Annotated in this window: 16 protein-coding genes; 7 read left to right on the forward strand and 9 right to left on the reverse strand. The window is 52.7% G+C overall.

What is annotated here, in order from left to right:
* Positions 1 to 4: 4 nt before the first annotated feature.
* Entirely contained in the window at positions 5 to 1291 is a 1287-nt protein-coding gene (locus LKE23_RS06080) for a cation:dicarboxylate symporter family transporter (protein WP_291976440.1), read from the reverse strand.
* 227 nt (positions 1292 to 1518) lie between these two features.
* Between LKE23_RS06080 and LKE23_RS06085 the strand changes: the two genes are divergently transcribed.
* Positions 1519 to 3093 (forward strand): amidohydrolase, encoded by a 1575-nt coding sequence (locus LKE23_RS06085; protein ID WP_291976441.1) that lies wholly within the window; start codon positions 1519 to 1521, stop codon positions 3091 to 3093.
* A gap of 21 nt (positions 3094 to 3114) precedes the next feature.
* Positions 3115 to 3726 carry a DedA family protein gene (locus tag LKE23_RS06090; protein WP_291976443.1) on the forward strand — a complete coding sequence of 204 codons (612 nt, stop codon included), beginning with the start codon at positions 3115 to 3117 and terminating at the stop codon, positions 3724 to 3726.
* Between the two features lie 90 nt (positions 3727 to 3816).
* Here LKE23_RS06090 and LKE23_RS06095 read toward each other — a convergent pair whose 3' ends face one another.
* The 7 genes from LKE23_RS06095 to LKE23_RS06125 all read right to left on the reverse strand — a co-directional run bounded on the left by LKE23_RS06095 (position 3817) and on the right by LKE23_RS06125 (position 12468).
* Complete coding sequence (locus LKE23_RS06095) at positions 3817 to 4836, reverse strand: LacI family DNA-binding transcriptional regulator (RefSeq protein ID WP_291976444.1); 1020 nt, start codon at positions 4834 to 4836, stop codon at positions 3817 to 3819.
* Between the two features lie 27 nt (positions 4837 to 4863).
* Positions 4864 to 5646 carry a glucose 1-dehydrogenase gene (locus tag LKE23_RS06100; RefSeq protein WP_291976445.1) on the reverse strand — a complete coding sequence of 261 codons (783 nt, stop codon included), beginning with the start codon at positions 5644 to 5646 and terminating at the stop codon, positions 4864 to 4866.
* Between the two features lie 13 nt (positions 5647 to 5659).
* On the reverse strand, positions 5660 to 7006 hold the full coding sequence (locus tag LKE23_RS06105) for a gluconate:H+ symporter (RefSeq protein WP_291976446.1): 1347 nt from the start codon (positions 7004 to 7006) through the stop codon (positions 5660 to 5662).
* 16 nt (positions 7007 to 7022) lie between these two features.
* On the reverse strand, positions 7023 to 8555 hold the full coding sequence (locus LKE23_RS06110) for a gluconokinase (RefSeq protein WP_291976447.1): 1533 nt from the start codon (positions 8553 to 8555) through the stop codon (positions 7023 to 7025).
* 194 nt (positions 8556 to 8749) lie between these two features.
* On the reverse strand, positions 8750 to 9742 hold the full coding sequence (locus LKE23_RS06115; RefSeq protein ID WP_291976448.1) for a LacI family DNA-binding transcriptional regulator: 993 nt from the start codon (positions 9740 to 9742) through the stop codon (positions 8750 to 8752).
* 51 nt (positions 9743 to 9793) lie between these two features.
* Entirely contained in the window at positions 9794 to 11242 is a 1449-nt protein-coding gene (locus LKE23_RS06120) for a UDP-glucose--hexose-1-phosphate uridylyltransferase (RefSeq protein ID WP_291976449.1), read from the reverse strand.
* 47 nt (positions 11243 to 11289) lie between these two features.
* Positions 11290 to 12468, reverse strand: coding sequence for a galactokinase (locus LKE23_RS06125; protein WP_291976450.1), 1179 nt, complete (start codon positions 12466 to 12468; stop codon positions 11290 to 11292).
* A gap of 219 nt (positions 12469 to 12687) precedes the next feature.
* On the opposite strand from LKE23_RS06125, the gene LKE23_RS06130 reads away from it, so the two are divergent.
* From LKE23_RS06130 to LKE23_RS06150, 5 genes are all read left to right on the forward strand, one after another.
* A complete protein-coding gene (locus tag LKE23_RS06130) occupies positions 12688 to 13659 on the forward strand; it encodes a GDSL-type esterase/lipase family protein (protein WP_434737591.1) in 972 nt (323 codons plus the stop codon).
* Between the two features lie 32 nt (positions 13660 to 13691).
* On the forward strand, positions 13692 to 14483 hold the full coding sequence (locus LKE23_RS06135) for a tyrosine-protein phosphatase (protein ID WP_291976452.1): 792 nt from the start codon (positions 13692 to 13694) through the stop codon (positions 14481 to 14483).
* 12 nt (positions 14484 to 14495) lie between these two features.
* On the forward strand, positions 14496 to 15002 hold the full coding sequence (locus tag LKE23_RS06140) for a YbhB/YbcL family Raf kinase inhibitor-like protein (RefSeq protein WP_291976453.1): 507 nt from the start codon (positions 14496 to 14498) through the stop codon (positions 15000 to 15002).
* A 16-nt stretch (positions 15003 to 15018) separates the two neighbouring features.
* Positions 15019 to 15243, forward strand: coding sequence for a hypothetical protein (locus LKE23_RS06145; protein ID WP_291976454.1), 225 nt, complete (start codon positions 15019 to 15021; stop codon positions 15241 to 15243).
* A 108-nt stretch (positions 15244 to 15351) separates the two neighbouring features.
* Positions 15352 to 16038, forward strand: a complete 687-nt coding sequence (locus LKE23_RS06150; RefSeq protein WP_291976455.1) for a dimethylarginine dimethylaminohydrolase family protein — start codon at positions 15352 to 15354, stop codon at positions 16036 to 16038.
* Positions 16039 to 16318: 280 nt separating this feature from the next.
* On the opposite strand, the gene LKE23_RS06155 is transcribed toward LKE23_RS06150, so the two are convergent.
* On the reverse strand, positions 16319 to 16651 hold the full coding sequence (locus LKE23_RS06155) for a hypothetical protein (RefSeq protein ID WP_291976456.1): 333 nt from the start codon (positions 16649 to 16651) through the stop codon (positions 16319 to 16321).

The raw sequence follows: 16651 nt of genomic DNA on the forward strand, positions 1-16651 counted from the left end.
TTACTTATTTTTTATCTTTTCCGTAATTATCCAGGTACTCGTTGTACTGCTTCCGGTCCAGCTCACCTTCGGATTCACCGATGACCAGGGTGGCAATCGAGTTGCCGACCACGTTGACCGCCGTCCGGCCCATGTCGACGAAGCGGTCAATTCCGGCGATGAAGGTCAGTCCCGCCATCGGTACCCCAATCGTGGAGACGGAGGCCAGCAGGACGACGAAGGACGCCCCCGGCACCCCAGCCATCCCCTTACTGGTGATCATTAAGACGACCAGCAGGGTGATCTGGTGGGAAAGGGACAGGTGCAAGCCATACGCCTGGGCCAGGAAAATGGCGGCCAGGGATTGGTAGATCGCTGACCCGTCCAAGTTGAAGGTGTAACCGGTCGGAATAACGAAGGAGGTAATCCCCTCGCTCACCCCCATCAAATGGGTCTTCTTCATCAGCCGCGGCAGCGTCACCTCGGAACTGGCGGTGGTGAAGGCCAGGACGATTTCTTCCAAAATTACGTGCATCGTCTTCCAGTAGCGCAGGTGGAAAAGGTGGGCCGTGATGCCGAGGATGACAATGATGAAGATCAGCATCGTCAGGTAGGCGATCAGGATAAAGTAGCCCAGTGGCAGGAGGGCCTTCAAGCCCATCTCAGCCACGGTCATCCCAATCAGGCCAAAGACACCGATGGGGGCCAGCTTCATGACCCAGTTGGTGACCTTGAACATGACCTCGGCCACCCCGTTCAAGACGTCGATCAAGATCTGGGCCTTCTCCCCGACGGCAGCGATTCCCAAGCCAAAGAGGACTGAGAACAGGATTACCGGCATCATGTCCCCGTCGGCCATCGACTTAAAGATGTTTGTCGGGATGATCGACAGAATCAGGGGCCAGAAACCACTGTTATGGGCGGCCGACTTTGCCGTCGACATGTACTGCGAGATGTCCGTCGCGTGCAGGTCGTGGATATTAATGAAGGTTCCCGGGTGGGTCAGATTGGCCATCGTAATCCCGAGAATCAGGGCAATCGTCGTCAAAACTTCGAAGTAGATGATGGTCTTGCCACCGATCCGCCCGAGTTTCTTGATGTCACCGATGTTGGCAATCCCAACCGTCAGGCAGGAAACCACGATCGGCATGACGATCATTTGGATCAGCCGAATAAAGATGGTCCCCAGGCTTTGCATCGCAACAATCGCGTTTTGGTTATGGTAGGACAGGACCCCACAGATAATCCCGAGGACCAGGCCAATCATAATCTGCCAGCCCATGCTGAGCCGGCTAAAACGGTAATTTTTCACTTTTTCATCCAACCTCTCAGATAGTCTTGTTCTACTTTAGCACATCTCAGCCTAATTTTTGCAAAAATTTAACAATTTATCATTAAAATCCGAACGGTTAGAAAATGCCGCCCAGCATGCATTCACTTTTTATTTTACACAGGTGAAAGCGGTTTACATTTCGATAAAGTCAGGTAGGATTATATTTAGGAATGCTAATAAAGTCCAAAAGAAATGAGGTTATTCAGATGACAACCACTTACGTTAATGGAAAGATTTTCCTGGGGACCGACGAAACCAGCTTTGCGGATTCCATGATTGTTGATTCCGGCAAGATCAAGGCCGTGGGCACCGCACTGACTCCTGAGGGAACGGTGGTCGACCTACATGGCCAGACCGTCCTGCCCGGTCTGATCGACTGTCACACCCACCCCAAGTACATCGCCGACGCTCTGCACGGTACGGCCTGCACCCCGCCGAACGTCAATAGCATCAAGGAGATGCAGGAGGCCCTGCGTCAGTCGCCGAGCTTCGGCAAGGGGCCTGACACCTGGATCGAGGGCTGGGGATTTGATGAGACCAAGCTGGCCGAGCACCGCAGCCCGAACAGGGACGACCTGGACGCCGTCTCCACGACCCAACCGATCTTTATCTACCGGTCGGACTGCCACTCTTCAGTCGGCAACTCCAAGGCCCTGGAACTCGCTGGAATTGATGAGAACACCCCCGACCCGGTTGGCGGGAAGATCGAACGCTTCGCCGATGGCCGACCGACCGGCTTCATGCGGGAGGTGGCCGCATCCCAGCTGCTGATCCGGGCCAAGTCCGCCCAGAGCTACGAAAATGACGTCACCAACATGGTCAACAGCTCCAAGCACTACCTGGCAAACGGCCTGGTGGCAATCGGTGAAATGATGGGGCGGATGAAGCCTTATACCACCCTCAGACTCTACCAGGACGCCGTGAAGGACGGTTTCGCCCCGAAGGCATCAATCTACTACGTCTTCGATGAACTGGACCCAGAAGCGCCGCTCACGCCCAGTGGCGACCAGCAGCTTCGGGTTGCCGGCATCAAGGTCTTCATGGACGGCAGCATCTCCGGCGAGACGGCCTTCAACAAGGAGCCGTACCCGTCCGGCAAAATGGGCGTCAGCCTGACGAGCGTGGAAAAGCTCAAGCAGGAAGTGACCTTTGCCCAAAAGAACAAGCTCCAGATTGCCATCCACGCGATGGGCAATGCCGCCATCCAGCGGGTCATCGACATTACCAAGGACTTGCAGCCATGGCTGCCTGACATGCCATCAGTCCGGATCGAGCACGCCTCATTGATGACCGATGAGATGTTTGCCCAAATCGATGCCAGTCCGATGAACTATGCCCTGGTTACCCAGCCGATCTTCTACTTTGCCGAGGACGAGTCCTACCGGAATTACCTTTCGCCAGAGCAGTTCAAGACCGCCTACCGGGTTAAGACGATGCTAAACTCGTCTGCCCTGCTCGGCCTGAGCTCCGATGCCCCATGTACGCCCTGGGCGGAGCCTGACAGTCCCTTCTACAGCATCTACGCGGCGGTCACCCGGAAGGCCGCGAATGGCGACGTGGTCAACCCCGAAGAGGCCATCACGGTGCCGCAGGCAATTCTCGGCTACACCCGGGACGCAGCCAAGATCGGTGGCTTCGATCAAAATGGAACCCTGACGGCCGGCAAGGATGCCGATTTTGTAATTTTGAATAAAGATATCTTCACGACCACGCCAGAAGAACTGAAAGATGTTAGAGTTAGTGAAACATGGATCGGTGGACAAAAGGTCTACCAAAACTAACTCTCGACAGGAGCGTGCTGAATGAACGCGTGGATCACCACCCTCATCAACCACTATGGCTACCTAGCCATCACCCTTTTAATTGCCCTGGAAAATATCTTTCCACCCCTGCCCTCTGAAATCATCCTGACGATGAGCGGCTTTCTTGCCACCAAAAGTGCACTGACGATCGGCGGCGTGATTTTCAGCGCTACCGTGGGCTCGCTGATCGGTGCCCTGGTGCTCTATGCGCTGGGCCGCCAACTCACCGTGACCCGGCTGGGAAGCGTGCTTACAAGCCGGCCCTTCCGGCTGCTCGGTTTTCGCCACGACGATGCCCAAAAAGCTGTCGATTGGTTTAACCAGCACGGCACCGGCGGAATCCTGTACGGCCGGTGCATTCCCGTCATCCGCAGCCTAATCTCGATTCCGGTGGGGATTGCCCAAACATCGCTCCCCCGTTTCTGCCTGCTGACGACAATCGGAAGCGCGGTCTGGAACACCATTTTGGTTGGTCTCGGTGCCTGGGTGGGCGCATCATGGTCAAAGATCGTGACCATTTTCGACCAGTACACCACCGTGGCGATAGTGATCATGGTATTCATTGCTGCCTATTTTCTGTATCGGTGGTATCAAAAACGAATTAAGAAGTGACAAAAAGGCCCCGTTCGCGTTGTTGCGAACGGGGCCTTTTTTCGCCTCTGAATGGAAAAGCAGATTTCTAAAGTCCTTCCCCACTTTTTACTACAATGAAGGCTTGTCAATAAACTCAACTGGCAAAACTGTCAGGTCACTCTGGGTTGTCTTGCCTTGAATCTGGTGGAGCAGTTTCTTGGCGGCAAGCCGACCCATTAATTCAACATCCTGCTTTAGTAGAAAGATCCCACCCTGAACATACTTCGACCAGTCCCAGTCATCAAAACTAACTAGGCCAACATCTTCGGGAAAACGGATACCAGCAGAATGGAAAATATCAAGGATCGAGAAAAGCACCGGTCCCATCAGCGAAATTACAGCAGTCCGACCGCGCAAGCCTCTAATTGCCTTTAGTAGCTCACGATGAAGCCACTCGCTGCTATGCCCCTGCGTTTCAAGATCATAGTACAGCAAGCCGAAGTCTTCAGCAGCCATTTTGAGCCCGGCAATCCGGGGAATCTGTCCTGAGGCTTGGGCAAAGTGGGCACTGACCGCCAAGATGTTTTGATAGCCACGCTGTTTAAAAACCCGGCCCAGCTGATAACAGGCATCCTGGTTGGCACTTGTTACTTTCCCGATGTCATCAGGTTGATCTTTAACTTCTCGGTCAACCAGCACCAGGGGAACATCCCGACGCCGACATTCGGCGAATGAGTCATAGTTGATTGAATCAGGTTGAACAATAATTCCGTCAGCCCGCAGTTCAAATAGGCGTTGCAACGATCGTTGTTCGACGTCTAGCATGTTGTTAGTATTCATCATCACAATGTCGTAGCCCGCCGGTTTCAAAACATCATCAATTCCCTTTGCCAGCAAGCAGGAGAAGGTGTTGGAAACATCCCCTACTAGAAGCCCGACGACATAGCTGTTGCTTTGACGCAGTTGCCGGGCAGACGCAGTCGGAACGTAATTCAATTCCTTAATTGTCTGGGCAATTTTTGCCTTTGTCTTGTCGCTCATCTTCGAATATTTGCCATTGAGATAGCGCGAAACGGTGGTTTGGGAAACACCGGCCGTTTTGGCAACTTGTGAGATCGTTGCTCGTTTCACTGCTTTTCCACTTCCCATAATTAAGATAACAATTTATTATACCAGCTATCTTAGCAGGTAACCGCCATCAACTGGAATTGTTACTCCGGTAATATAATTGGCAGCGTCACTAGCCAGGAAAACGGCCACTCCCATCAGTTCAGACGGGTCGGCCCAGTGCCCGGCTGGAATGTGCTCCAGAATCTCTTTACTCCGAACGGGGTCTTCTTGCAGCGCCTTTGTCATCGGGGTGTTGATATAGCCCGGCGCGATTGCATTGACTTGGATGTTTTCCGGTGCTAATGCATCAGCGTATGCTTTTGTCAAGCCAACGATTCCGTGTTTGCTGGCCGTATATGGAAAGATAAACTTACCGGCCCGATACGACTGCATGGAGCCAATGTTAATGATTTTCCCCGAGTGCTGCTTGGCCATTTCTTTGGCAACCGCGTGCGATAGGTAATAAACCGCGTTTAAATTCAAATTGATCACTTTGCGCCAGTCAGCATCCTGAAAATCCCGCCAGTTATTGCGCAGCTGCATTCCGGCATTATTAACCAGGATGTCAATACTGCCCAGTTGCTCTAGCGCTGCGGCAACGATTTTGTCCGCGGCACCGTCTGCGGTCACATCTTGCGAAAGAAAACTGGCCTTACCGTCATGCTGATCCGCGAATTTGCGAATTTGGTCCCAGCCTTTCTCAGTGCGACTAACAACCATAACATTAGCACCGACCGTCAGCATCGCCTTAGTGTAGTACTCACCAAGGCCCGTTGCCCCACCGGTAATAATTGCGTTCTTCCCTTTCAAGGAAAAGCTATTCAAACTAAACATCACGACATCTCCCATCCTGAAATGACAACTATGCTAAGAACAGTGACATTGCGTAAACAGAGGCCAAACCAGCTAAGGCAAGGACCGAGGTCAGAGTTGACCAAGAAAGCAGCGTTTCCTTCAGGGACAGGCCGAAGTATTCCTTGATCATCCAGAAGCCGGCATCGTTTACGTGGTCACAGAAGACGGAACCGGCACCGATTGCCAGCACCATCAAGGCGGCCATCGCGGACTGAGAGCCAAATTGCTGTGCCATTGGGGCAATCAATCCGGCAGCAGTCATTGAAGCAACCGTCGATGAACCCAGGGCAACCCGCAGCACGGCAGTAATCAACCAAGCGGCCAGGATTGGCGACATGTTGGTGTGAGCAAAAAGCGTGGAAACATAGGTGGAAACACCACCGGCAACCAGGACCTGCTTGAAGGCCCCACCACCACCAATGATCAGCAGCATTGGTGCGATGTTCTTAACTGAGGTCGTCAGTGAATTGTTAATTTCTTTAATCGTCTTATTCCGGTGAACACCCATCGTAAACATGGAGAAGATCAGGGAAATCAGCATTGCGGCATCGGGAGCCCCAACAAATTGAATAAATTCGTTTACTGGGTTGCTCTTCGGCAGTACGAATGAGCAAATTGTGGCAACAGCAATCAGAATAACAGGCATCATGGCAGTCAGAACGGAAATACCAAAGCCTGGGGTGTCTTCCAACTTAAATTCCTTGTATTCTCCAAGGACGGAGATGTCAACGTCCTTCCGGTAAACGCGTGGGTAAACCTTTTGCAGAACCCAGTTGAAGACTGGCCCGGCAATGATAATCGTTGGAATTGCAGCAATGATTCCAAGCAGGAGAACGTGACCCAGGTTAGCATCGAGCATTCCAGCAACCGCCGTCGGAGCCGGGTGTGGTGGCAAGAAGGCGTGGGCAACATTCAACGTAGCAGCCATTGGAATACCAAGGTAGAGCAGTGGCATGTCCAGTTCCCGGGCAATGATAAAGATGATTGGCAAAACAACGACCAGCCCAACCTCAAAGAAGAGGGCCAAACCAATGATAAAGGAAGCCAGAATAACGGCAAGCTGAATCCAACGGCGACCGAACTTCTGAATCAAAGTCGTTGCAATCCGGTAACCACCACCGGCATCGGAAACCAGGGCGCCAAGCATTGAACCAAAACCAAAAATAATTGCTAAGTGGCCGAGCTGGCTGCCGATCCCGGCTTCAATTGCTGTTGGGATTTTAGCAATCGGCACTTTTAAGAGGAGTGCAATCAGGAACGACGTGACAACTAATGAAACAAAGGTGTTTAACTTTAATTTAACAATCAAGAAAATCAGAAAGATAACACCAATTAGAACGATAAGTAATGGCATTTTGTTTGCTCCTTTCCTACTTGTCTTCTGTCATTTGCTGAAGATCGGCAATTTTGGCATATGCCGGGGACATTAAATCAGCAATCTGTTCAAACACTGGTTGATATTTCTGGTAGACGGAAACGGCAGCCGCCTGTGGCTTGTAAACTTCCTCTTTGCCAATGAATTTTTGAACGGCGTCAAGGCTATCAATCATCCCGAGGCTCTTCATCGCCATCGTAATGGCACCTAAACAGCCCGACTCAAATGCATCGGGAATCTCAACCTGGCAATTCAAAATATTTGCCAGCATTTGCTTCCAGACTTTTGACTTGGCAAAGCCGCCGGTCGCAGTCACACTCTTCGGTTCACCCACCAGGTTCGTGACCGCCTTGTAGACGCTATGGATGTTCATATTGATTCCTTCCATCACCGCCCGCAGCATATCGGTCCGAGTATGGAGATTATTAAGTCCGCAAAAGCTGCCGCGTGCATTGGCATCCCACAACGGCGCGCGTTCACCACCGAGGTATGGGTTGAAAATCAATCCATGAGCACCAGCCGGAACATCAGCAATGACCTGATTGGCAAGCGTATACGGATCGATTCCCTCATTCTTGACGGCACTAGCGTCAACGAAATGCTCAACTGCCCACTGGAAAACCGCCCCACCGTTATTCAGCGGTCCACCAACTAACCACAGTCCGTTATCAATTGCGTAACAGAATAGCCGTTGCTGCGGATCGATTACTGGTTGGTCAGTGGCAACCCGGACAGCGGCGGACGTCCCAATTGTGATTGCCACCGTATTTTTCCTCGTAGCACCAACACCGAGATTTGATAGGGCCCCGTCAAATGCCCCGTAGACGAACGGGGTGTCTCGAGGAATCCCCATCGCTTCTTGGGCCTGAGCGGTCAAGCCAATTTCTTGAGCCGTTCCGCTGACGATCTCTGGCAGCTCTTCAGCCGAGACCTTTGCCAAGGCCAACGCCTGTTCATCCCAGCTGCCAGTATTGATGTTCAGCATTCCAGTACAAGAAGCAATCGAAACATCGACCTTGAAAACACCGAAGAGCTGATAAAACAGGTACGATTTAATATCGGCAACGTACTTTGTTTGCGCCCAGATTGCCGGCTTTGCTTTTTGCAGCCACATTAACTTAGTCAACGGTGACATCGGGTGAATCGGTGTCCCTGTCTTAACGTAAATCTGCTTGCCTTCCGGTGAACGCCGCAGATTAGCCGCAATTGTTTTTGCTCGGGTATCCGCCCAGGTCAGTGCCCGGGTCAGTGGCTGGTGATGCTCATCCAGCAAGATCACACTTTGGTTAGCGCTCGAGAAGGAAACCGCTAACAATTTTCCATTTGTTAAATCTGCCTGAGCAGCGACATCATGAATGACCTTCTCGACCGCAGCAACCAGCTGATCAGGGTTTTGTTCCGCCATTCCGAGCGGGTCACGGTATAGGGGATAGCCCTGCTTGGCCTGCCCAAGAACCGTTGCCTGTTCATCGTACAGAACAGCCTTGGTGCTGGTAGTTCCTACGTCGACTCCAATTAAGTAATTCACATCTAACCCACCTTTATATGCATTCTAATAGTTTTGAAAGCGTTTTTGTTTATCGATACACCAAGTATAATATATCTAGTTGATAGCGCTGTCAATAGTTTTAGAAAAATAATGAAATCGATTCCCTAAATAAACAAAATAAAAATGAAAAAGCCCCCGTTCGCTGTAATAAAACGAACGAGAGCTTCTTCATTTTACTTAGTTGTTTGACGCTTAATCAGGTGGGTCCCGACAACGGTCTTGCACGGGTCGTTATCCGGATTCTGCAGACGCTTGATCATCATGTCCACGGCGGCATGAGCCATCTCATCGGTGGCAACATGCACGGCCGACATGCTTGGGTAGACGTACTTGACCAGAGCCGTGTCGTTGAAACTGATCAGTGCCAGCCGGTCGGGGATCTCAATTTTGGCTTCCTGAACCGCCTTAAGGGCCCCAACCGCCATCGGATCATTAGCAATAAAGATCCCATGGGGCAGGCGATCACCAAGCTTGGCAATTGCCTCCTTCATCACCTGGTAGCCGGACATCGAGGTGTAGTTGCCGGCAAAGATATACTCCGGATGATAAAGCTTGCGCTGGCGCAGGTCACTCTCAAAGTAGAACAGCCGCAGGTCGGGAACGATCTCATTATCGGTCGTTTTTTCCGTCCCCGCCAACATTCCGATGTCATCAATCCCTTCATTCAGGAATTCGGAGATGACCGAGTGAACCGCATTTTCAAAGTCGGGCACGAGGCAGTCGTAGCCAGCAGCCAGACTGTCATAATCGACGAAAACAATGTTAGGAGTCACCAGCCGCAGCTTCTTGACCTGGGAGTCACTGAATTTCCCGATCGCGATCACGCCGGTAACGTCCTGAGGGATATCCTCCATGTTGTTTTGGTAGATTGGCACCGTCTGCAGGCCCTTTTGTTGGGCGGAACGCTCGATCTCCATTCGAATGGCCATGTAATAGAGATCATCGAGTTCCTGAGTCAGCGAATACCACTGAACAACCGCAATTTTCTGCACCCGGTTGTTTTGGGAACGCTTGTGCTTCGTGTAGTTAAAGCGTTCCGCGGTATCCAAGACCCGCTGCCGCGTCTTCTCGTTGACGGAAAGGGTCGCGTCGTTATTAAGAATTCGCGAAACGGTTGCAATCGAAACACCCGCTTTATTCGCAATGTCGCGCAACGTTACTGCCATTCCTAATTCAACCCTTTCCGTTTTAAGTACAAACTATTTTACCAACTTTTACTATAATTTTTCAACAAAGCGATCCCAGCCGGCTTGACCCGCGGCGTCATCCTTGAAGACCCCGGCATTTTCAAGCACGTTGGCAAAGACGTTGGCCAGTTCCTGTTCCATCACTTCGTCCACGTTGTCCTTGGTAATGGTCATCTTGGCCTGGATTTCTTTGGCCCATGGCAAGTGGCTGTCGGCAATCTGGTTGTCTTCGCCGAGCCAGAACTTCTTAACTTCGGCCAATTCACTCTTCAGCCGTGCTGGCAGGATTGCCCGGCCCATGACTTCGATCAGGCCGATGTTTTCCTTCTTGATGTGCCAGAGCTTTTCGTGTGGGTGGAAGATGCCCAGTGGGTACTGATCGCTGGTGTTGTTGTCACGCAGAACCAGGTCGAGGACGAACTTCTTGCCGTCACGGTGCATGATTGGCGTAACCGTGTGGTGACGGGTATCACCATCGAAGGCCTTGATGCTCAGGCTCTCGTCGCTGTAGTGATCCCAAACGTTGATGATGTGGGTTCCGAGGTCAATCAGTTGTTCAGTGTTGGCACTGGTCAGGCGAATGTCGCTCATTGGCCAGTTGACGATGCCGGCTTCGACATCTGGGAAGTCCTTGAATTCAAGCGGCTTCTTGATCTCAGCCTTCATCATTGGGAAGCTGTGCCGACCACCCTGGTAGTGTTCGTGGGCCAACATGGAGCCACCGACGATTGGCAGGTCGGCGTTGGAGCCAACGAAGTAAGCAGGAATCTGCTTCTCAATCTCGACCAGGTTGATCAGGGTCTGCCGGTTGATGTGCATTGGTTCGTGCTTGCTGTCCAAGAAGATGCAGTGTTCGTTGAAGTAGGCGTATGGTGAGTACTGGAAGCCCCACTTGTGACCGCCGATCATCATCCGAATGACCCGGTGGTTGCTCCGCGCAGCCTGGCCTAAGCGACCCTTGTAGCCTTCGTTTTCCATGCAGAGGGCACATTGTGGGTACTTCTTCTTGGTGTCGTGGGCAGCAGCAGCAATGGCCTTTGGATCCTTTTCCGGCTTCGAAAGGTTGATGGTAATTTCCAGGTTGCCGTACTTGGTTGGCTTGTCAAAGACGACGTTCTTCTTGATGGCTTCGACCTTGACGTAGTTGTTGCTGGTACACAGGTTGTAGAACCAGTTGGTTGCCGTGTCCGGTGACTGCTGGTACTTTTCCCAGAATTCGTGGTTAACAACGGACGGGCGTGGCGTCATCAGGTCATACAGCTGGTCGTTTAAGATTTCGCGCGCCGTCTGACCGTCCTCGATCTTGCCGCGTGAAACAGCCAGGTCGACCAGTTGGCTAACCAGGGATTCCCCGTCTTTTGCTTCAACGTCTTCATCACCGACAAAGCCGCGGATCTTGTTCAAGACGTAGATCCGGTCCAGCGGTTCATAAGCGCCGCTTGCAATGACCTTATCAGCATATTCTTCCATTAACTTCATTGAATCTCGTTCCCCTCATTTTCAGCGTTCAAACAAGTAAATACGAATTAAAGCTTGTGTGGGCCGTCGACAACTTCGGCATCGTAGAAGCTGGCGTCGTAACCGATCTTGTCACGGTAGATCTTGCCAATGTTCTTCTTGAATTCGTCAGCAGCAGACTTCTTGACGATCGCAATAGCGGAGCCGGCGAAACCGCCGCCGACCATCCGGGCACCCAGGCAGCCTGGTTGTTCCCAAGCATTTTCAGCCAGGGTATCCAGTTCCTTCCCGGTGACTTCGTAGTCGTACTTCAGTGAAACGTGGGAGGCGTTGATCAGGCGGCCAAGCTCTTCCAGGTCACCCTTTTGCATTGCGTCGATGGCCTTCTTGGTCCGTTCGTTTTCGCTAACGGCGTGACGGGCACGACGAATCAGGGTGTCGTCGTTGATCAGGTAGGTGTATTGGTCGAAGGTGTCGAGGTCAATTTCACCCAGCTTCTTGATGTCGAGCTTCTTGCTCAGACGCTTAACGGCCTCTTCACATTCCTGAACCCGCTCGTTGTACTTGGAGCCAGCCAGGGAGTGGGTCTTGTTGGTGCTCATGATGACGATTTCGTAGTCACCGAGTTCCAGTGGCAGGTACTTGTATTCCAGGGTGTTGCAGTCGAGGTAGATGGCGTTGTCCTTCTTCCCCATGCCGACAGCGAACTGGTCCATGATTCCGGAGTTCAGACCAACAAAGTCATTTTCCGTCTTCTGACCGAGCTTAACCAGTTCGATTTCGTCGATGTCGAGGTTGAATTCTTCCTTCAGCAGGTTCCCCATCAGCATTTCGATGGAAGCAGATGAAGAAAGGCCAGAACCGTATGGCAGGTAACCATGGATGTAGAAGTTGAACCCGTGGTCAATCTTGTAGCCGCGTTGCTTCAGGTAAACCAGCATCCCCTTGAAGTAGTTAACCCACTTCTCGTCCTTGGCAGTTTGTGGTTGGTCATCATTGATGTCAAAGGTGATGATCTTACTGTTTTCTTCCTTGGCGGAGTTAGCGGAGTAGATGGCAACCGTGGTGTCCTCACGCGGACCGTAAACCCCGTAAGTACCAATACTAATGGCACATGGGAAAACGTGTCCACCGTTGTAGTCGGTGTGTTCACCGATCACATTGATCCGGCCTGGTGAGAAAAAGACGTCCTTGCCGTTTTCGTTGAAGACCTTTTTATATTCATCTAAAAATTGTTGTTTATCCATCACAATAACCTCCATGCTTCAATCCAACAGATTGTAAAACAAGTGTAGTAAACTTTTACTAAATCTAATTTAGTCTTCTTTACCCGATTTGTCAATAAGCGCTTACATTTTTATTTTATAAGTTTTGCAAGCGCTTTCGCGAAATACCGGCAGACCGTCCATCTGCCGCGGCTTTGTGGTACCATACTTAAAATTAGAATTTGCGAAAGAAGGCTCGTTATGCAGACCTATTCCCCACAACAATTGCTCCCCCTCGCCAAGCGCACCGGCCGCTGGACCATTAAAGATTTTCCCGACGGTCCGGTCCTTTATACGACCAACCTGGGAAGCGTGCTCCGCTGTCAAGTGACCAAGAGCCACCATTTCATCGTCAACGTGGAGAACCACCATGCCCAGCTCGGCCCCAGCCAGCAGTACGCCGTGCGGATCGACGGCCAAGCCTGGCAGCGATTCCCGGCCAGCGGCGGCAGGACCAGCTTCACCATCAGCCCCGCTTCCCACACAATCGAGGTCATGACCGCAGGCAACAGCGATCTCGATGCGGTGTGGGACGGCGACCAGGGGTTTGCCATCCGCTCAGTTGAAATTGACGATGCGGGACAAATCACAATGGCAGCGGCCAAACCCGTCGTCGACTTCATCGGCGACTCAATCACGGCCGGCTGCTGGGTCAACGGGAAGCACGCCGCCGTCGACTACCGGCCTGAAAGCAACTATACGGCCATTGCAGCCGACCGGCTCGGCGTCGACAGCGTTCGGATCGCCTATTCCGCCGGCGGGGTGCTGCGCCCGGCGACCGGTGGCGTGCCCGTGGCCAGCGGTTTTTTGCCCCGAATCGACCTGGCCACCCCTTGGCAGCCCAACCGGCCCCAGCTCGTGGTGGTCAACCTCGGCGTAAATGACCGCCGCTTCAGCAGTGCGGACTTCGCCACCGCCTATGAAGCCTTTATCGTTCAGGTTCTGACAACCTTCCCCGCCATCCCCGTCGTCCTCCTGGTGCCGTTTAGCCAGAGCTTTCGGTCACTGATCACCACAATTGGCCACAGGCACCGCCTCCCGGTTATCAATACCGCCGGCTGGTGCCCGTCCTTTACCGACGGCCTCCATCCCGACCAGGCAGGATCTTGTGCGGCCGGCAAGAAGCTGGCAACGGCTTTGACCCCATTTTTGGGTAAAAATGGTATAAAATAGGAATTAACTAACTTAACGAAAGAAGGATCACAATGCCAGAACGTTTACTTGACATTACTAGTGGCCACAATTTCCGCGACCTTGGTGGCTACCAAACCACTGACGGCCACACGGTGAAGTGGCGGCGGCTCCTCCGCACCGGGTCGCTGGCGGAGCTTGATGACCAGGACCTGACCAAGCTTGCCCGCATCCCCGTTACCGTCGACATCGATCTGCGGGGCTTTGCGGAAATCAAAAAGGATCCCGACCGCGTTCCTGCCGGGGCGAACTACTACCATCTGCCCGTCTTTGCCGAGGATGAGACCGACGCCTCGCACAGCGATGAGGAAATCGCCAAGCAGATGAGCAAGCCCGGCAACGGTTACCGTCACATGCTGGTGGTCTACGAACGAATGGCCACCATGCAGAGCGCTAAGAAGGCCTACCAGGAAATGTTCGCTCGCCTGGCCGCCAATGACCAGGGTGCGGCCATCTTCCACTGCACCGCCGGCAAGGATCGGACCGGGATGGCGGCCTTCCTGCTCCTCAGTGCGCTGAATGTTCCCCGTGAAACAATTTTGCAGGACTACCTGCTGACCAATCGGGTAACGAAGGACTTCCGGGAGCATTGGCTGGCCCAGATGCGGCAAAACCTGCCTCAGGGTCCGACGACCGACGCCCTGATTAATAACCGCCGTGAGCTGGCCTCCGTCAATTCCGATTACCTGACTAAGGCAATCACGACGATCGAGGCTAATTACGGGGACGTCCATCACTACCTGACCGACTATCTCGCAATTAGCCCGACGGAACTAGCGCAGCTGCGGCACAATTATCTTGAATAGGAGATGGGTTTTATGAAGATTTCTGTACCTCTCGAAGATGGCTTATTGGCGGACGAATACGGTAAGTACGCCCCCACCTCTGCCATGCTGGCGGATCACCCGATCAAGTCCTTCCCAATTTCGATCAGTGGCGCTCCCGCCGGCACCAAGTCGTTTGCCATCGTTTTCGTGGACTTTGACTCCACCCCGGTCTGCGGTTTTACCTGGATTCACTGGCTAGCCGCCAACATTCCGGCAAGCATGACTGAATTACCGGCCGATGCCAGCCGCCAGCTCGCCGACCAGTTTGTCCAGGGCCGCAACAGCAACGCCGGCCGACTGGTCAATGGTGACCCGCGGATTGCCAACGGCTATGTCGGCCCACAGCCACCGGATAAGACCCACGACTATACCCTGACCGTTTACGCACTGGACACCGTGCTGCCGCTAGAAAATGGCTACTGGCTGAATGATTTTCGTCGTGCCGCTCGCGGTCACGTTCTCGATCGTGCTAAAATAGACTTACCAAGTCGCGCGTAAGAAAGGGGAGGATAGTATGGAAACACGGATCTTTTTCAATCCTGGCGATTCGATTGCCAACATCCATGACTACAACGAGGCCGTGCGCAAGGGCCAGATTTTCAAGCGGGAACGCCGCAACGACGATCTGGTGATTGCCAAGGGCCCCGGCGATGAAGAATACGCCATCTTCTACGCCAAGGATGCCGCTAAGGAACCCGGCAAGGGCCAGAAGCCTTACGACATTAAAAACACACTGTAAGATACGAGGGATGATGATCAAAAAATGATTATCATCCCTTTTGCAACTTGAAGTTAAATCCCATATACTTAAGGCAACGCCTGCAAGCGATTTCAAGGAGGGATTAGCATGCTATTTACCAAAGCAATTGTTCGGACACCAGCACCCAGCGTGGTGAACGGGATTGACGACTATGCTGACGAGGGCAAGCCCGATTACGAGCTGGCACTAAAGGAGCACCAGGACTACGTTGCCCTGCTGCAGAAGCTGGGCATCACCGTCACTACCTTGCCACCATTGGCCGACTTTCCGGACTCCTGTTTCGTTGAGGACCCGGCAGTGGTCTTTGATGACTTCGCCGTCATTACCAACCCCGCCAGGGACACCCGGCAAAAGGAGCGGGAGCTGATCAAGCCGGCGATTGAAAAGTTCTACGATGACAAGCAGATCTTTGAAATCACCGCCCCAGGAACGCTCGAAGGTGGTGACGTCATGCCGGTGGACAACGACCTGATCTACGTTGGCCTCTCCGCGCGGACCAACCAGGCCGGAATCGACCAGTTTAGTAAAATTGCCGCCAAGTTCGGCAAAACCGTCAAGGCCGTCCCGGTTAAGCAGGTTCTCCACCTCAAGACCGGCACCACCTACATGGGCAACAACAAGCTGCTGGTGTCCGGCGAGTACATTGACAGTCCCTACTTTAAGGACTACGACCAGCTGAAGGTTCCTGCCGGCGAGGACTACGCCGTCAACTGCATTAACACCGGCAACGGCGTCATCATGCCGGCCGGCTTCCCAGGGTCAAGCAACTGCTAGAAGAGAACGGCTTCACCACCCACGAGGCCAACATGTCGGAGTTCAGCAAGATTGACGGCGGTCTGACCTGCCTGTCGCTGCGTTTTAACTAAAATTTGCTAAAAACAAAAACTGGCTAGCAAGCGTAAATTCACGCCTGCTAGCCAGTTTTAATAAAGATAACGTGGAAAAAAGCGAGCCCTTAGTGTCTAAGCATGAACGAAGGCCGACGCTTGCAGCGCCAACCTCCGTCCACACTTAGCCATACAGGGCTCTTTAAAGCTTTTTCCCACTCACTTTTTTACCGTCCGCCCACAATCTTGGTGACAACCGTGGTGAAGTAGTCCATCAGGCCGTCGGGATTGGCGGTGAAGTCCTCAATAAAGGTCCCCCGCTGTGGCTGGGCCATTCCAACCTGCTTGCCCATGATGTCAAATACCAGGAGGTTTTGCTGCTGATCATCCCACTTGACGTCATCGTAGTGGCCTTCCAGGGCCTCATCCATCAGGGCCTGAAGGGTATCCTTGACGGCATTTTGGATGATCTCTTCCTTGGTGACCTGTTCGCCAGCCTTCTTGCGGTCGATCAGCTGAACCTCAACCTCGGTCATATTTTGTGGAATCTGAATACTCAC

It is taken from the genome of Limosilactobacillus sp. (genome assembly GCF_022482365.1).
Classification (GTDB): domain Bacteria; phylum Bacillota; class Bacilli; order Lactobacillales; family Lactobacillaceae; genus Limosilactobacillus.